9 protein-coding genes are annotated in these 17,793 nt (G+C 34.4%); all 9 read left to right on the top strand.

What is annotated here, in order from left to right:
• Positions 1–16: 16 nt before the first annotated feature.
• The 9 genes from BM246_RS08670 to sov all read left to right on the top strand — a co-directional run bounded on the left by BM246_RS08670 (position 17) and on the right by sov (position 17,785).
• On the top strand, positions 17–1,084 hold the full coding sequence (locus BM246_RS08670) for a cytochrome c oxidase subunit II (protein ID WP_074937246.1): 1,068 nt from the start codon (positions 17–19) through the stop codon (positions 1,082–1,084).
• Between the two features lie 27 nt (positions 1,085–1,111).
• The gene (locus BM246_RS08665; RefSeq protein ID WP_074937242.1) at positions 1,112–2,905 is read left to right on the top strand and encodes a cytochrome c oxidase subunit I; all 1,794 of its coding nucleotides are present in this window, start codon (positions 1,112–1,114) and stop codon (positions 2,903–2,905) included.
• 148 nt (positions 2,906–3,053) lie between these two features.
• Entirely contained in the window at positions 3,054–4,076 is a 1,023-nt protein-coding gene (gene ruvB, locus BM246_RS08660) for a Holliday junction branch migration DNA helicase RuvB (RefSeq protein WP_074937239.1), read from the top strand.
• A gap of 8 nt (positions 4,077–4,084) precedes the next feature.
• The gene (gene queG / locus BM246_RS08655; protein WP_042504718.1) at positions 4,085–5,005 is read left to right on the top strand and encodes a tRNA epoxyqueuosine(34) reductase QueG; all 921 of its coding nucleotides are present in this window, start codon (positions 4,085–4,087) and stop codon (positions 5,003–5,005) included.
• Between the two features lie 160 nt (positions 5,006–5,165).
• Complete coding sequence (locus BM246_RS08650) at positions 5,166–6,368, top strand: sensor histidine kinase (RefSeq protein WP_042504720.1); 1,203 nt, start codon at positions 5,166–5,168, stop codon at positions 6,366–6,368.
• A gap of 99 nt (positions 6,369–6,467) precedes the next feature.
• Complete coding sequence (locus BM246_RS08645; protein ID WP_074937236.1) at positions 6,468–7,373, top strand: hypothetical protein; 906 nt, start codon at positions 6,468–6,470, stop codon at positions 7,371–7,373.
• A gap of 262 nt (positions 7,374–7,635) precedes the next feature.
• The gene (locus tag BM246_RS08640) at positions 7,636–9,933 is read left to right on the top strand and encodes an NADP-dependent malic enzyme (RefSeq protein WP_074937233.1); all 2,298 of its coding nucleotides are present in this window, start codon (positions 7,636–7,638) and stop codon (positions 9,931–9,933) included.
• A 34-nt stretch (positions 9,934–9,967) separates the two neighbouring features.
• Positions 9,968–10,549, top strand: a complete 582-nt coding sequence (ruvA, locus tag BM246_RS08635) for a Holliday junction branch migration protein RuvA (RefSeq protein ID WP_042504722.1) — start codon at positions 9,968–9,970, stop codon at positions 10,547–10,549.
• A gap of 6 nt (positions 10,550–10,555) precedes the next feature.
• Positions 10,556–17,785, top strand: coding sequence for a T9SS outer membrane translocon Sov/SprA (sov, locus tag BM246_RS08630; protein ID WP_394363848.1), 7,230 nt, complete (start codon positions 10,556–10,558; stop codon positions 17,783–17,785).
• Positions 17,786–17,793: the final 8 nt, after the last annotated feature.

The following is a 17,793-nucleotide window of genomic DNA, read 5'->3' as shown; positions in this document are numbered from 1 at the left end:
AAGACGAACGATACCAATGACTGCTTTATTAACAATTATAGTTTTAGTATTTATTTTAGTTGCCATATGGCAAATGGTTAAAATTTTCGATTTAGCTCAGGCTAAAGGAGAAAACAGTGCTGTTGCCACAGACAAAGACAACACAATGAATGCATATTTAATGATGGGCTTTTTAGCTTTCATTTATATCATTACCATTGTATGTTTTGTTAAATGGGGAGATTTGCCATTAATGTCAAATTCTGCTTCTGCTCATGGCCCAATCATTGATAACTTAATGGTTATCTCAATGGTGCTTATTTTCTTTGTACAGACTGTAACTCAGTTTTTACTACATTATTTCGCTTTTAAATATAAAGGTGAAAAAGGTAAGAAAGCATTATTCTTTGCTGATAATAACAAGTTAGAGTTCATTTGGACTATTATTCCTGTAATTGTATTAGCTGGTTTAATCATATACGGTTTAAGTACTTGGATTAACATTACTAGTGTTGACGAAAGTGATGATCCGTTAGTAATTGAATTGTATGCACAACAATTTAACTGGAAAGCTAGATATTCTGGAGCTGATAATACTTTAGGAAAAGCTAACGTGCGCTTAATCGATATCGATAGAGCTAATATTTTAGGTTTAGATGAAGCTGATCCTAATGCTCAAGATGATATCATTACAACGGAATTGCATTTACCTGTTGGGAAGCCTGTTTTGTTTAAAATGCGTTCTCAAGATGTATTACACTCAGCTTATATGCCTCATTTTAGAGCGCAAATGAACTGTGTTCCTGGTATGATTACTCAATTTGGATTCACGCCTACAGTAACTACTGCAGATATGCGTCAAACACAACAAATGCAAGAGAAGGTTACAAACATTAACGAGATAAGAGTTGAAAAGAGTATGGCGTTAGTTGCTAAAGGTGAAGAGGCTTTAGAACGTTACGAATTTGACTACTTGTTACTTTGTAATAAAATTTGTGGAAAATCGCACTACAATATGCAAATGAAGATTATTGTAGAAACACAAGAAGAATATGATGCTTGGATTAAGGAGCAAAAAGAATTCAAAAATTCTCTAATTAACTAATTAAAAAGATAAAAACGATATAAGATTATGTCAGCACACGCAGATACTCACGCTCACGACGACGACCACGGACATCATCATAAAGAAACGTTTGTAACTAAATATATATTTAGTCAAGACCATAAAATGATCGCTAAGCAGTACCTTGTAACTGGTACTTTTATGGGGATTATTGGAATTCTGATGTCTTTAATGTTTCGTATGCAAATTGCATGGCCAGAAGAGCCTAATGTATTATTTGAAGCGTTATTAGGTAAATGGGCTCCAGGAGGTGTTATGGATGCAGATATTTATTTAGCATTAGTAACTATTCATGGTACCATTATGGTATTTTTTGTACTTACAGCCGGATTAAGTGGTACGTTTAGTAATTTGTTAATTCCATTGCAAATTGGTGCACGTGATATGGCATCTGGTTTCTTAAATATGGTTTCTTATTGGTTATTCTTTTTATCAAGTGTAATCATGGTAATTTCATTATTTGTTGAGGCAGGACCTGCAGCAGCTGGTTGGACAATTTATCCTCCATTAAGTGCTTTACCAATGGCTCAAGGTGGTTCAGGTATGGGAATGACACTTTGGTTAGTTGCCATGGCGATATTTATTGCTTCGTCATTATTAGGATCTCTTAACTATGTTGTAACGGTAATTAACTTACGTACAAAAGGTATGTCAATGACAAGATTGCCATTAACAATTTGGGCATTCTTTATTACTGCGGTAATTGGGATCATTTCTTTCCCTGTACTATTATCTGCAGCGTTATTATTGATTATGGATAGAAGTTTTGGAACATCATTCTTCTTATCAGATATATTTATTCAAGGTGAAGTATTACACTATCAAGGTGGTTCACCTGTATTATTCGAACACTTATTTTGGTTCTTGGGTCACCCAGAGGTATATATTGTAATATTACCTGCAATGGGATTAGTATCTGAAATTATGGCGTCTAACTCACGTAAACCTATTTTTGGTTACCGTGCCATGATTGCTTCAATTTTGGCTATTGCTTTCCTTTCAACAATTGTATGGGGCCACCATATGTTTATCTCAGGTATGAATCCTTTCTTAGGTTCTGTGTTTACTTTCACAACTTTATTAATTGCAATCCCATCTGCGGTAAAAGCATTCAACTGGATTACCACGTTATGGAAAGGTAACTTACAGATGAATCCTGCTATGTTATTCTCTATTGGTTTTGTATCAACATTCATTACTGGTGGTTTAACAGGAATTATTTTAGGTGATAGTGCTTTAGATATAAACGTTCACGATACATATTTTGTAGTAGCTCACTTCCACTTAGTAATGGGTATATCTGCTCTTTATGGTATGTTTGCTGGTATCTACCATTGGTACCCAAAAATGTACGGTCGTATGTTAAACAAGAACTTAGGTTATATTCACTTCTGGATAACAGCAGTTTGTGCTTATGGAGTATTTTTCCCAATGCACTTTATTGGTATGGCAGGTTTACCTCGTCGTTACTATACAAACTCTAACTTTCCGTTATTTGATGATTTAGCTAATGTTAACGTAATCATTACTATTTTCGCTTTAGTTGGTGGTGTTGTTCAGTTAATTTATTTGTACAACTTCTTTGCAAGTATGTACTATGGTAAGAAAGCAACACAGAACCCATGGAGATCGACTACCTTAGAGTGGACAACTCCCGTAGAGCATATTCACGGTAACTGGCCAGGTGAGATTCCTCACGTACACCGTTGGGCTTACGATTATAGTAAACCAGGTCACGATGTAGATTTTGTACCTCAAGATGTTCCTTTAATGGTAGGTGAAGAGGAATTACAGCACTAATAATTTGGGCCTTGTTAAAAGGCATCTCGTACAAGAGAAATTGATATAAATAAAGGCCTTTCCATTTTGGAGAGGCTTTTTATTTATATTTGCTATATAGTTTAATCACGTTTGAATGCTTTAAGTAGCTTAAAAATATATTTGTTTAATGAATGAAAATTTAGATCCTAGCGACGAGCATTTTTCACCTGAAGAATTAGATGTTGAAAAACAATTAAGACCCTTGTCATTTGATGATTTTACGGGGCAGGATCAGGTTTTGGAAAATCTTCAAATATTTGTTCAAGCAGCAAACCAACGTGGTGAAGCTTTAGATCATGCTTTATTTCATGGACCTCCAGGGCTTGGTAAAACAACCCTGGCAAATATTTTGGCTAATGAATTAAACGTTGGAATCAAAATAACTTCTGGACCTGTATTGGATAAACCGGGAGATTTGGCAGGCTTGCTTACCAATCTTGATGAACGTGACGTTTTATTTATAGATGAAATCCATAGGTTAAGCCCTATAGTTGAAGAGTATTTATACTCGGCTATGGAAGATTATAAAATTGATATCATGATTGAAACTGGGCCTAATGCGCGCTCCGTTCAAATAAATCTAAATCCATTTACTTTGGTTGGAGCTACAACGCGCTCAGGTCTTCTTACAGCACCAATGAGAGCACGTTTTGGAATACAAAGTAGGCTACAGTATTATAAAACAGACTTACTAACTAACATTGTACAACGAAGTGCTACTATTTTAGACGTTCCAATCTCCATGGAGGCTGCCATTGAAATAGCGGGTCGTAGCCGTGGTACACCTAGAATCGCTAACGCATTGTTACGTCGTGTTCGTGATTTTGCCCAGATAAAGGGAAATGGTAGTATAGATATCACTATAGCTAAATATGCTTTGGAAGCATTACATGTGGATGCACATGGTCTAGATGAAATGGATAATAAAATACTTACTACCATTATTGACAAGTTTAAAGGTGGGCCAGTTGGAATATCTACAATTGCAACGGCAGTAAGTGAAAGTTCTGAAACTATAGAAGAAGTTTATGAACCTTTTCTAATTCAGCAAGGTTTTATTATGCGTACGCCTCGTGGTAGAGAAGTTACAGAACAAGCTTATAAACATTTAGGTCGTGTAAAAGGCCCAACTAAAGGCGGACTTTTTTAAGAAATAACGTGAACAAAGAAGATTATACCCTTTTAATTAAAACCGAAGCCAAACGCCTCGGTTTTTTGTCTTGTGGTATAAGCAAAGCTCAATTTTTAGAAGAAGAAGCACCACGTTTAGAAAACTATTTGAACAAAAACATGAATGGGCAAATGCGCTACATGGAAAATCACTTTGATAAGCGCTTAAATCCAACTTTATTGGTGGAAGATTCTAAGAGTGTGGTGTCGCTATTATTAAATTATTTTCCTTCGGAAGTTCAACAAGATACTAGCGCACCTAAATTAAGTAAGTATGCTTACGGACATGATTATCATCATATCATAAAGGATAAATTGAAACACCTGTTACATTTTATTCAAGATGAAATTGGCGAGGTTAGTGGTAGAGCATTTGTAGACTCTGCACCTGTTTTAGATAAAGCTTGGGCCGCTAAGTCTGGTTTAGGTTGGGTAGGGAAGCATAGTAATTTAATAACACAGAAAGTGGGCTCATTCTATTTTATAGCCGAACTTATTATTGATTTAGAGTTGGAGTACGATTCTGCTACTACTGACCATTGTGGTAGTTGCACGGCTTGCATTGATGCTTGCCCTACCGAAGCTATTGTGGAACCATACGTTGTAGATGGTAGTAAATGCATTTCTTATTTAACCATTGAGTTAAAAGAAAACCTTCCTCCTTCCTTTAAGGGCAAAATGGACGATTGGATGTTTGGTTGCGATGTTTGTCAAGATGTTTGCCCATGGAATCGATTTTCTAAAGCACATAGTGAGCCGTTATTTAATCCGCATCCCGAATTACTTTCAATGACTAAAAAAGATTGGGAAGAAATTACTGAAGATACTTTCAAAAAAGTGTTTCAAAAATCTGCAGTTAAACGGACTAAATTTGCTGGTTTAAAAAGAAATATCAATTTTTTAAAGTAACTTTTAGGGAGAGGTAACTCACATTATATATGCTTTTTAGGCTTCGTAAATAGAAGGCTTTTAATGTGTTGGGTTTATTTGTGTAGTTAAATTTAACAATTTATTGTGGGATTATTTCGTTGATATGAAGTAATTTGCTATAATCTTAAATTTAATTATTATGGTTACCCCAGATATACCAGAAAATGAAGCTGAAAGGCTTAAAAATCTGGAGTCTTATAACATACTAGATACGCTTCCAGAAACAGATTATGATAATATTACGGCTATTGCTGCCGAAATATGCGGTACCCCAATTGCTTTAATTAGTCTATTGGATAATAAACGCCAATGGTTTAAATCGCACCATGGTGTAGATATTACCGAAACTCCAAAAGAACAATCCTTTTGTGCTCACGCTATAAATAATACCGATGGTGTTTTTATTGTTCCCGATACACGAGAAGATTTTCGTTTTCATGATAATCCGCTTGTAACAGGAGATTCTAATGCTATTTTTTATGCTGGTGCACAACTTACAAGTAAAAATGGATTGCCATTGGGGACTTTGTGTGTTATGGATCATAAGCCAAATGTTTTAAATGAAGGACAAATAAAGTCTTTGTCTGCGCTGTCAAATCAGGTTATGAATTTGTTAGAACTGCGTAAAAACAAATTTTTATTAGAGAAAACACTAACAGATTTAGAAGAGAAAAATCATGAATTAGAGCGTTTTGCATACATTGCGGCTCACGATTTAAAATCACCTTTAATTAATATCTCTAGTTTAGCAGAAATATTTATTACAGATTATAAATTAGATATTGACGCAGAAGGTTTAAAACTTTTAGAGTTAATTATGAGTTCTGCAGATAGTCTTCGAGATTTAGTTGACGGATTACTTAGTTATAGTAGAAGTGATGGACTTTTGAAAGAAGGTAAAGCTACCATTGATTTACAAGAATTGACCACCGAAATTGCTCAACTATTTAATTCGGATCATCATGTGAAAATGGTTTTAAAGTCTTCTTTAGAGACTGTGCGTGTTAATAAAACGGCTATTCATCATATTCTAATGAATTTGGTAAGTAATGCTATTAAGTACAGTGATAAAGAAGATGTGCTTATTGAAATAAATGCACAGGAGAGCAATACACATTATAAGTTTTATATAAAAGATAATGGTCCGGGCATTGACTTTAGTGATCAAACTAAAATTTTCAAATTATTTACAAAGGTTGCCAATCAGGATAAATTTGGTCAAGTAGGGCACGGTATCGGCTTAGCTACAGTAAAAAAAATAGTTGAAAAATTAGGCGGAAAAATAAGTGTAACTTCGGAATTGGGACAAGGAGCCACATTTAATTTTTCGATAAAGAAATAGTAACAGCCTTTAATATTTTCTAAAGAAATAATATTTTTTTGAAATGTTGGGGAATTAGTCCCGACTAAAACAGATTAATCAATAAAAGAAAATAATAAAATGAGAACATCTTATAAACTTCTAGGTTTATTTTTAGTATTAACCATGGTTGCATGTAAGCAAACAAAAAAAGTAGAAGCTGTTGCTAACCCAGAGGTTGAAAGTGCCGAAGCGAAATATGATATTCCAGCCTCTTGGATAGAAAAAAGAGTAGAAGCTGCACATAAAAAACTTAATGCTACAGAAGCAGGTAAAGTACTTTGGAGCGCTATGGAAGCTCATGGCGGATTGGATAAATGGTTTTCAAATGGATACCTTTCATTTCGTTTTAATTACCAACCATTGAATGGTAAAGGTATTAGAGATTCTTATCAAACCATTGATACTTGGAGCAATAAAGCAAGGCATAATAGCATTGAAGATCCAACATCTATCTATGGTTGGGATGGTGAAGAAGCTTGGTTAAAGGCTAAGGACAGTACTTCATTTGCTTACGATACTCAGTTTTGGGCTTTAACACCATTATATTTTTCTGGTCAGCCATTTGTTTTAGATGGTGAAGGTGTAAATCTTGAATTATTACCAGAGCAAGAATTTAAGGGCGCTACTCAAAAAATTTTAAAAGCAACTTACGATGCTGGTATTGGCGCAGCACCAGATGATTATTATATTTTGTATATAAATGCAGAAACAAACTTGGTAGATGCTTTTAAATATATTGTGTCTTATCCGCAGTATTTTCCAAACGGAGGGCATGCGCCAGAGAAAATTACAGTATCTCAAGGTACTACCACTGTTGATGGTATTGTGTTTGCAACTGGGTTTAAGACATACTGGTCTACAACAGATAAAGATGGATTAGGTGAGTATATCACTAAAATAGATGTTAGTGATATTAGTTTTTCTCCAACTGTAGAAGATAATTTCTTTTCTAAGCCAGAAGGTGCAGAAGTATTGAATAAATAATTGAACAATAAATAATATTAAAAAGCCTTAGTTGTCACTAGTTGATAACTAAGGCTTTTTTGTTTTTTGTAATTAACTTAAAAGAAGATTAAATAGCAAGAGTAAAATAAAAATCAATTTTTTAAAAGAATAGCAGTTTGCTTGGTAGTATTATTATATTTGTAAGTTAGAAGCAAATCCTTTTAAGTTATTAAAATACATCATCTAAAACCGAGTAGTTTTAAACCTTAAAAGGCTAACAATAAATAAAATATCCATCTATATGAGTGAAGAAAGCAAGCGTAGAGAAGCCCTTATTTATCACGCAAAACCAACACCAGGTAAAATAGCAGTTGTTCCAACTAAAAAATACGCCACCCAACGCGATTTGTCTTTAGCCTATTCGCCGGGAGTTGCTGCACCATGTCTAGAAATTGAAAAAGATAAAGAAGCAGCTTATAAATATACAGCTAAAGGGAATTTAGTTGCCGTAATATCTAACGGAACGGCCGTTTTAGGATTAGGAAACATTGGTCCTGAAGCCTCGAAACCCGTAATGGAAGGTAAAGGTTTATTATTCAAAATTTTTGCAGATATCGATGTATTCGATATTGAAGTTGACACAGAAAATGTCGATGAATTTATTGAAACAGTTAAAAAGATAGCGCCTACATTTGGTGGTATTAACCTTGAAGATATAAAAGCTCCTGAAGCTTTTGAGATTGAACGTCGTTTAAAGGAAGAGTTAGATATTCCTGTAATGCACGATGATCAGCACGGAACAGCAATCATTTCGGCAGCAGCCTTATTAAATGCAGTTGAAATTGCTGGAAAAAAGCTAGAAGAAGTTAAAATAGTAATTAGTGGTGCCGGAGCAGCAGCTATTTCATGTTCACGTTTGTACCAGGCTTGTGGTGCAAAACGCGAAAACATGGTAATGCTAGATAGTAAAGGTGTTATTCGTGACGATAGAGAAGTCCTTTCTGATGAAAAAGCAGAATTTGCAACGCACAGAAAAATTGATACTTTACTAGAGGCTATGGAAAATGCCGATGTGTTTATCGGTTTATCTATGGCAGATATTGTAACGCCAGAGATGCTATTGGTAATGGCTGAAAACCCGATTGTTTTTGCCATGGCAAACCCTAATCCGGAAATAAAATACCAATTAGCCGTAGATACTAGAAAAGATATTATAATGGCTACTGGTCGTAGCGATCATCCTAACCAGGTTAATAACGTACTTGGTTTTCCTTTTATTTTTAGAGGCGCTTTAGATGTGCGCGCAACTAAAATTAACGAAGCCATGAAAATGGCAGCGGTAAGAGCTTTAGCTAAATTGGCTAAAGAACCAGTGCCAGAACAAGTAAATATTGCTTACGGTGAAACCCGTTTAACTTTTGGGAAAAACTATATTATTCCAAAACCATTCGATCCACGTTTAATTGCAGAAGTACCACCAGCAGTTGCAAAAGCGGCTATGGAAAGTGGTGTTGCAAAACAACCTATTACAGATTGGGAACGTTATAAAGATAGTTTATTACAACGCTTAGGGTCTGATAATAAATTGGTTCGCTTGTTATTAAACAGAGCTAAATTAGCGCCAAAACGTATTGTTTTTGCAGAAGCTGATCAATTAGATGTTTTAAAAGCAGCACAAATTGTACATGATGAAGGTATTGCTATTCCTATTTTATTAGGAAGAAAAGAAACCATTTTATCTTTAATGAAAGATATTGAGTTTGATGCCGATATTTTAATTGTAGATCCAAAAGAAGAAGAAGAAAACGAGCGTAAAAATAAATACGCAAAAGTATATTGGGAGCAACGCAAACGTCGAGGTGTAACATATTATTCTGCACAACGTTTAATGCGTGAGCGTAATTATTTTGCTGCCATGATGGTGAACGAAGGTGATGCCGACGGATTAATTTCTGGATATTCTAGAAACTACCCAACAGTTGTAAAACCGATGTTGGAATTAATTGGTTTAGCAAAAGGTATTTCACGTGCTGCAACTACCAACTTAATGATGACGAAACGTGGTCCTCTGTTTTTAAGTGATACCTCAATAAACATCGATCCGACGGCTAAAGATTTGGCTAAAATTACTCAAATGACCTCAAAAGTAGTTCAAATGTTTGGTTTAGAACCTGTAATGGCTATGGTGTCTTATTCAAATTTTGGTTCGTCTATAAACGATCGTGCTTCAAAAGTAAGAGAAGCAGTATCTTTTTTACATAGACATTATCCGGAAATGATTGTTGATGGTGAGTTACAAACAGATTTTGCTTTAAACGATGAAATGCTTCGTGAAAAGTTTCCGTTCTCTAAATTAGTAGGTAAAAAAGTAAACACTTTAATTTTTCCGAATTTAGATTCAGCCAATATTACTTATAAGTTATTGAAAGAACTAAATGAAGCTGAGTCTATCGGGCCAATCATGATGGGGATGCGTAAACCAGTGCATATTCTTCAGCTTGGTGCCAATGTTGACGAGATTGTAAATATGGCTGCTATTGCTGTAATTGACGCTCAACATAAAGAGAAGTGGGAAGTAGAACATGCCGAGCTAAAATAATTTTATTACATTTGGAAGGGACCAATAACCGGTTATGATAACACACATTCAAGGTAAATTAGTAGAAAAAAATCCAACGCATGTTGTAATAGACTGCAACGGTGTTGGTTATATGTTAAATATATCGTTACACACATTTTCAAATATACCAGATGCGGAACAATTAAAATTGTTTACGCATCTTCAGGTTAAAGAGGATTCGCATACATTGTATGGGTTTTCATCGGTGGCCGAACGAGAAATGTTTAGATTGTTATTATCTGTTAGTGGTATTGGAGCAAGTATTGCACGTACTATGTTGTCTTCATTAACACCAAAGCAGGTGCGCGAAGGTATTGCAACTGGCGATGTGGCACTTATTCAATCTATAAAGGGTATTGGAGCTAAAACAGCACAGCGTGTTATACTCGATTTAAAAGACAAAGTATTGAAAATTTATGATATAGATGAAGTTTCTGTTTCTCAAGGCAATACCAATAAGGATGAAGCGTTATCAGCTTTAGAAGTGCTTGGCTTTGTTAAAAAACAAGCCGAACGTGTTGTGGAAAAAATTGTAATGGCCGAACCCGATGCATCGGTAGAGTCTATTATAAAACAAGCTCTAAAAAAATTATAGTACATTTTGAGAAGAACTAACCTCTATTTTTATAAATCAATAAAACACGTGGCTTTTTTATTGGCCATGCTGTGTTTTTCAGTAATATCTTGGGGACAAGAAAAAGAGCAAGATTCTGTAAAAAAAGGGTATCAGCAAGGTGAAATAAAAACATCGAGACCAAATAGTATTGAGTCTAAATATACTTATGATGCTTTAACCGATAGGTATATTTACACCGAAAAAATAGGGCAGTTCAATATTAATTATCCTGTAATTTTAACACCAAAGGAGTATTATGCTTTGGTTTCAAAACAAAATTTAAGTAGTTATTATAAAGAAAAGGTCGATGCCTTTTCTGGTAAAAAAGAAGGAGCAGACGAAGCTCAAAAAAACTTATTACCAGAGTTTTATGTGAAATCCGATTTTTTTGAATCTATTTTTGGAGGTAGTACCATTGAGGTTATTCCGCAAGGTTCTGTAGAAATGGATTTGGGTGTTTTATTCTCAAAACAAGATAACCCATCGTTTTCACCAAGAAATAGAAGTAATTTCACGTTCGATTTTGATCAACGTATCAGTTTAAGTTTATTAGGGAAAGTGGGAACACGTCTTCAAATAAATGCAAATTATGATACACAATCTACTTTCGATTTTCAAAATCTTATAAAATTAGAGTACACACCAACCGAGGATGATATCCTTCAAAAAATAGAAGTTGGTAATGTAAGTATGCCGTTAAACAGTTCTTTAATAACGGGAGCGCAAAGTTTATTTGGTGTAAAAGCACAATTGCAATTTGGTAAAACTACCATTACGGGTGTGTTTTCCGAGCAGCGTTCTGAGTCTAATACCGTTGTAGCTCAAAGTGGTGGAACGCTAGAAGATTTCGAGTTGTTCATTAGAGATTACGATGAGAATAGACACTTTTTCTTAGCGCAGTATTTTAGAGATAATTACGATAAGGCATTAAAAACTTACCCGTATTTAGATACTAGAGGTTTACAAATTACTAGAATTGAAGTTTGGATTACTAACAGAAGTAATAGAACAGATAATGTTAGAAATATTGTTGCACTTCAGGATTTAGGTGAAAGTGATAAAGTATATTCTGGAGTTAATGTTTTTGGCGGGCCAGGCGCTCTTCCTAGAAATAGTAATAATGCATTTGATCCAACAAAAATAACTCAGTCGGCACCAACATCTCAATTAAATGCAAGTATTAGAGATGTGGCAACTATTAAATCTGGTATTGAAGTATCGGGAACTAATGAAGGTTTTGATTATTCGACTCTAGAAAACGCAAGAAAATTAACCGAAGGTTCGGAATATAGTTTAAATACAGAGTTAGGTTATATCTCCTTAAATCAACGTTTAAATAGTGATGAAGTATTGGCTGTTGCCTTTCAATATACTATAGGTGGTGAGGTGTATCAGGTTGGTGAATTTGCTAACGATGGTGTTTCTGCTACCGATGTTACTACAAATACAAGTGGGGATGTTACTCAGGTTGTAAATAGTAATTTAGTGGTGAAATTATTAAAAAGTAGTATTACAAATGTCGATCTTCCTATCTGGGATTTAATGATGAAAAACATCTACGACACGGGTGCTTATAATTTAAGTTCGGAAGATTTTAAATTGAATATCTTTTATAATGAAGCCTCTCCTTTAAACTACATTACACCGGTTGGAACAACAGATTTTCCTGATCCATTACCAGGAGAGAAACCATTAAATGAACAACCGCTTTTGCGTGTGTTTAATTTAGATAAATTAAACTATAACAATGATCCGCAAACAAGTGGTGATGGTTTTTTCGACTTTGTAGAAGGTATAACAGTACTTTCGCAAAATGGGCAAATTATTTTCCCGAATGCAGAACCTTTTGGAGAATATTTATTTGATGTTTTAGGTGGTGGTGATTATGAAAATGATGCATCATACAACGAAAATCAAGAAAAATATGTTTACGATGTACTGTATAAAAGTACAAAAACAAAAGCTTTAGACGAAAACGAAAAGAATAAATTCAAACTAAAAGGACGTTATAAATCATCTGGTGGCGATGGTATTTCTATTGGTGGTTTTAATCTTTCACCAGGATCTGTGAGAGTTACGGCTGGCGGACGAGTGTTAGTTGAAGGTATAGATTATACTGTAAATTATCAGTTAGGGCAGGTTCAAATTTTAGATGAATCTTTAAAAGCTTCGAATACACCAATTGAAGTTTCAACAGAAAACAATGCTGTTTTTGGTCAGCAAACTAAACGTTTTACAGGTATAAATGTAGAACACAAGTTTAATGAGAATTTTGTTTTAGGCGGAACGTTTTTAAATTTAAATGAACGGCCAATTACTCAAAAAGCTAATTATGGTACCGAGCCTATAAATAATACTATTGTAGGGTTTAATGGAAATTACGCAACCCAAGTTCCATTTTTAACACGCTTGGTTAATAAGTTGCCAAATATAGATACCGATGCCGAATCTAATTTTTCTGTACGTGGTGAGGTGGCCTATTTACTGCCGGGTTCTCCAAGCGGAACTAACTTAAATGGAGAGGCTACATCTTACATAGACGATTTTGAAGGATCGCAAAATTCAATAGATTTACGTTCGCAACAATCTTGGTTTTTATCTAGTAGACCTGTTGGCTTAAATACACCTACTAATGGAAATGAGGATGATAATGGTATTCAAAATGGTTACCAACGTGCCATGTTAAACTGGTATTCTATAGATCCTATTTTTTATACAAGCCAAAGGCCAGATGACATTACAGATGAAGATATGTCTAGCCTTTACACAAGTCGTGTTTTTATAAACGAGTTGTTTCCAGATCGTGATTTAGTACAAGGGCAAAATTCTGTAATTTACACGTTAGACTTAGCATATTATCCACAAGAGCGTGGGCCTTACAATTATGATCCTGCTGCTGCCGATGGTATAGATAGTGTAGAAGCTAGAGATAGTTGGGCGGGTATTACGCGCCAGCTAACTTCAACAGATTTTGAACAACAAAACGTAGAGTATATAGAGTTTTGGTTACAAGATCCTTTTCAAGAAAATCAAACCAATCCCGGTGGTAAACTAGTTTTTAACTTAGGAAATATCTCAGAAGATATTATAAAAGATGGTAGAAAGTTATACGAAAACGGATTGCCTGATGATGGTAATATCGATTTGCTTCAAAAAACAGCTTGGGGAACGGTTGTACCTCAAAACCAATCTTTAATTTATGCATTCGATTCTACAGGAGATGAACGCACTAATCAAGATGTTGGTTACGACGGATATCCTGATTCTGGAGAAACACCAGTAATTGCCGACGATCCAGAGCTTACCGCAATCTATAGTAACTACAGTGGTTTAGATGATCCTGCAAATGATAATTACGAGTATTTTTTAAATGCTGAAGGAGATATTTTTGATCGTTATAAAAAATATAATGGGGTTGAAGGCAATACCCCAGATACATTTAGTGATACCGATCGTGGTGCTAATACACAGCCTGATGTAGAAGATATTAATCGTGATAACACCATGAACACGATTGATAGTTATTATGAATATGAATTAGATATTCAGCCACAATATTTACCAAAATCAAGTACGGAATTCGATAATATTTCAGATGCCAATCCTTTAAAAGAATATTTAAGAGATTTTAAAGAACAACCTAGAGCCTTACCAAACGGAGAAAGTGTTAACGTAAGATGGTACCAAATTAGAATTCCTGTTGAAGGGAATGATAGAGTTGCTGTTGGAGGTATTAGTGATTTACGTTCGGTACGTTTTTCAAGAATATATCTAAAAGATTTTGTTCAACCTACTATTTTTCGTTTTGGAACTTTAGATTTAGTGAGAAGTGATTGGCGTCGATACGCACAGACTTTGAACGATGATATACCTTATGATTCGAGTGTTGATTTTTCTGTTGAAATTATTGGTACTATTGAAAACGATGGAAGTTATGAGAGACCTCCGGGAATCGAACCTGAAGAACTTTATAATAACAATACGGTAGTTGAGCAAAATGAACAGTCGTTGGTACTTAAGGCTTGTGATTTAGAAGCCGAAGACTCTAGAGCAGTTTATAAAAATGTTAGTTTCGATATGCGTCAGTATAAACGTTTAAGAATGTTTATGCATGCCGATGATGATGATTCTGGTAATTTAGATGATGAAGAGCTAGTCGGGTTTATTAGAATGGGTAATGATTTAACAGAGAATTACTATCAAATAGAAATACCATTACAAGTTTCTCAATCTACAACAAGAGAAGGGTTGTGGCCAACAGCTAATGAAATTAATATTCCTATTGAAATTTTAGGTAAAGTTAAAGCTCAGGGAATTTCAGATAGTTCTTTGGCTAACGAAGATCCAACATTTTATGATGTTATAGGAGATGATATTCGAATAGTGTCCGATGAATTTAGTGGTTATACACTAGGGCAACATCGTGTAGGTATTAAAGGAAATCCAAATTTTGGAGACATTAGAACCCTTATGGTTGGTGTTAAAAATATTTCTAGAGATAAAGGTGATGTTTGTGGAGCTGTTTGGTTTAACGAAATGCGCTTATCTGATATGGATAACGAAGGTGGTTGGGCTGCTGTAGTAAGTATGGATACCAACTTAGCCGATTTTGCTAGTATTAGCGCAACTGGAAGTCAAAGTACTTCTGGTTTTGGAGCGATAGAGCAAGGACCAAGTCAACGTAGTTTAGAAGATGTTAAACAATACGATGTGGTTACCAATGTTAACGTGGGACAGTTGTTACCGAAAAAATGGGGTATTCAAATACCATTTAATTACGGGCAAAGTGAAGAATTAATTACGCCAAAATACGATCAATTCTACGAAGATTTAACTTTAGATTCTCGATTAGATGCTGCCGAAACTGAAGTGGATAAGGATAAAATTAAAAAACAATCTGAAGATTATACCAAGCGCCAAAGTATCAATTTAATTGGAGTTCGAAAAAATAGAACGGGAGATGCAAAACCGCGTTTTTACGATGTAGAGAATGTTACTTTAAACTATTCTTATAATAAAGTAGAACATCGCGATTTCGAAATAGAAAACTCAGTTAGTAAAACAGTTCGTGTTGGTGCAAATTATGCGCATAACTTCAACCCTGTAACTATTCAGCCTTTTAAAAAGAACGATTCTTTATTTACTGGAAAATATTGGAAGATTTTAAAAGATTTCAACTTAAACCTGCTGCCTTCAAGCTTTACAATTAATACGGATTTAAACCGTCAGTTTAATAGACAAAAATTTAGAGATGCCGATTTATCTGGTGGATCAAATATTGAAATTGAAGAATTATTTAGGCGAAATTATACTTTCGATTTTCAATATACTGTAAATTACAATTTAACCGAGTCACTTCAGTTTAACTTTACAGCTTCTAACAATAACATTGTTCGTAATTATTTTCAAGACAATATTATTAATGGGGAACAAGATCCAACGCTTGATGTTTGGGATGGCTTTTTGGATTTTGGAGATCCAAACAGGCAAATGCAAAACCTTGGGTTAACATATCAATTACCAATTAATAAAATTCCAACATTTAGTTTTGTTAATGCTACTTACCAATATACGGGTAACTTTCAATGGCAAAAAGGATCTGATTTATATGGCAGTCTTGAACTAGATGGCGAAACTTACGATTTGGGTAACACCATTCAAAATGCCAACACACATAATATTAATACATCTTTAGATATGAATAAGTTGTATAAATATATTGGGTTGGTTAAAAAGCCAATTAGACGTGTGCGAACAAGAACAACGGGACCTCCAACTAGTAAATCGTCTGCAAAAGATAAAAAGCAACCTAAAGTTAAAAGCCAATCGACTACTAAGCTATTAAATGCGGGTATAGATATATTAACATCAGTTAAAAGAGTGCAGTTTAATTACTCTGAAAATAACGGAACATACTTACCAGGTTACACACAAACACCTGGTTTTTTAGGGACACTTAAACCTACTTTTGGTTACACTTTTGGTAGTCAGGCTGATATTAGAAGTTTAGCGGCAAGAAACGGTTGGCTTACTTTGTATCAAGATTTTAATCAGCAATTTACATCTACTAATACAAAACAGTTAGATGTTTCTGCAAGTTTAGAGCCTGTAAAAGATTTAAAAATTGATATTGTTGGTAATAGAACTTATTATAAAAACTTCACTGAAAATTATAGAGTAGATGTTAATAACGATAATCAGTATGTTGGCTTAACACCAAATACATTCGGGAATTTTAATATATCTACACTTTTAATTAAAACAGCTTTTAGTAAAAGTGATGAAACCGTGTCTGATGCGTTTAATGATTTTAGAAGTAACCGACTTATTATTGCGCGCCGTTTAGCAACTCAAAATGGAGCCGATGTAAACGATTTAGATGATGATGGCTATCCAAAAGGTTTTGGTAAAAACAGTCAAAATGTATTGCTGCCAGCGTTCTTAGCGGCATATACAGGTACAGATGCAAATAAAGTAAATACTAGTGCTTTTAGAGATGTTCCAATTCCTAACTGGGATTTAAAATATTCTGGTTTCATGAAAATGGCGTGGTTTAAAAAGCGTTTTAAGCGTTTTTCATTAACGCATGGTTACCGATCTACTTATACTATTAATCAGTTTCAAACTAATTTAGATTACAACGAAGTTGATTTTTCTCAGCCTTATGATGATCAACCAGACGATACTAAAGATCAATCTGGGAATTATAAAAACGAGCGTTTGTTTAGTAATATAAACTTAACAGAAATGTTTAGTCCGTTAGTACGAATAGATATGGAAATGAAAAATTCTGTAAAAATTCTAGCTGAAATTAAAAAGGACCGTTTACTATCATTAAGTTTCGATAATAATTTAATGACTGAGATTATCGGTAACGAATTCATTTTAGGTTTAGGATATAGAATAAAAGATTTAAGAATTAGGTCGAATCTTGCTGGTCCGCAAAAACGCATTGTGAGCGATTTAAATATGAAGGCAGATATCTCGATTCGTGATAATAAAACTATTATTCGTTATTTAGATTTAGAAAACAATCAAGTTACTTCTGGTCAAACCATTTGGGGATTAAAATATTCGGCCGATTATGCCTTTAGTAAAAACCTAACAGGTATCTTTTATTTCGACTATTCTTTCTCTGAATATGCTATTTCTACGGCGTTTCCATTAACAACTATTCGTTCTGGTTTTACCATCAGATATAATTTTGGGAATTAACAACTAAT

Origin of the sequence: Algibacter lectus (assembly GCF_900112395.1) — a bacterium.
Lineage (GTDB): Bacteria > Bacteroidota > Bacteroidia > Flavobacteriales > Flavobacteriaceae > Algibacter > Algibacter lectus.
Note: the sequence above shows the minus strand (reverse complement) of the source record. Positions and strands in the feature narration are given on the sequence as shown.

Coding starts and splice junctions, on each gene's coding strand:
- BM246_RS08670 (WP_074937246.1), top strand. CDS start 17: ATGACTGCTTTATTAACAATTATAGTTTTAGTATTTATTTTAGTTGCC.
- BM246_RS08665 (WP_074937242.1), top strand. CDS start 1,112: ATGTCAGCACACGCAGATACTCACGCTCACGACGACGACCACGGACAT.
- ruvB (WP_074937239.1), top strand. CDS start 3,054: ATGAATGAAAATTTAGATCCTAGCGACGAGCATTTTTCACCTGAAGAA.
- BM246_RS08650 (WP_042504720.1), top strand. CDS start 5,166: ATGGTTACCCCAGATATACCAGAAAATGAAGCTGAAAGGCTTAAAAAT.
- BM246_RS08645 (WP_074937236.1), top strand. CDS start 6,468: ATGAGAACATCTTATAAACTTCTAGGTTTATTTTTAGTATTAACCATG.
- BM246_RS08640 (WP_074937233.1), top strand. CDS start 7,636: ATGAGTGAAGAAAGCAAGCGTAGAGAAGCCCTTATTTATCACGCAAAA.
- ruvA (WP_042504722.1), top strand. CDS start 9,968: ATGATAACACACATTCAAGGTAAATTAGTAGAAAAAAATCCAACGCAT.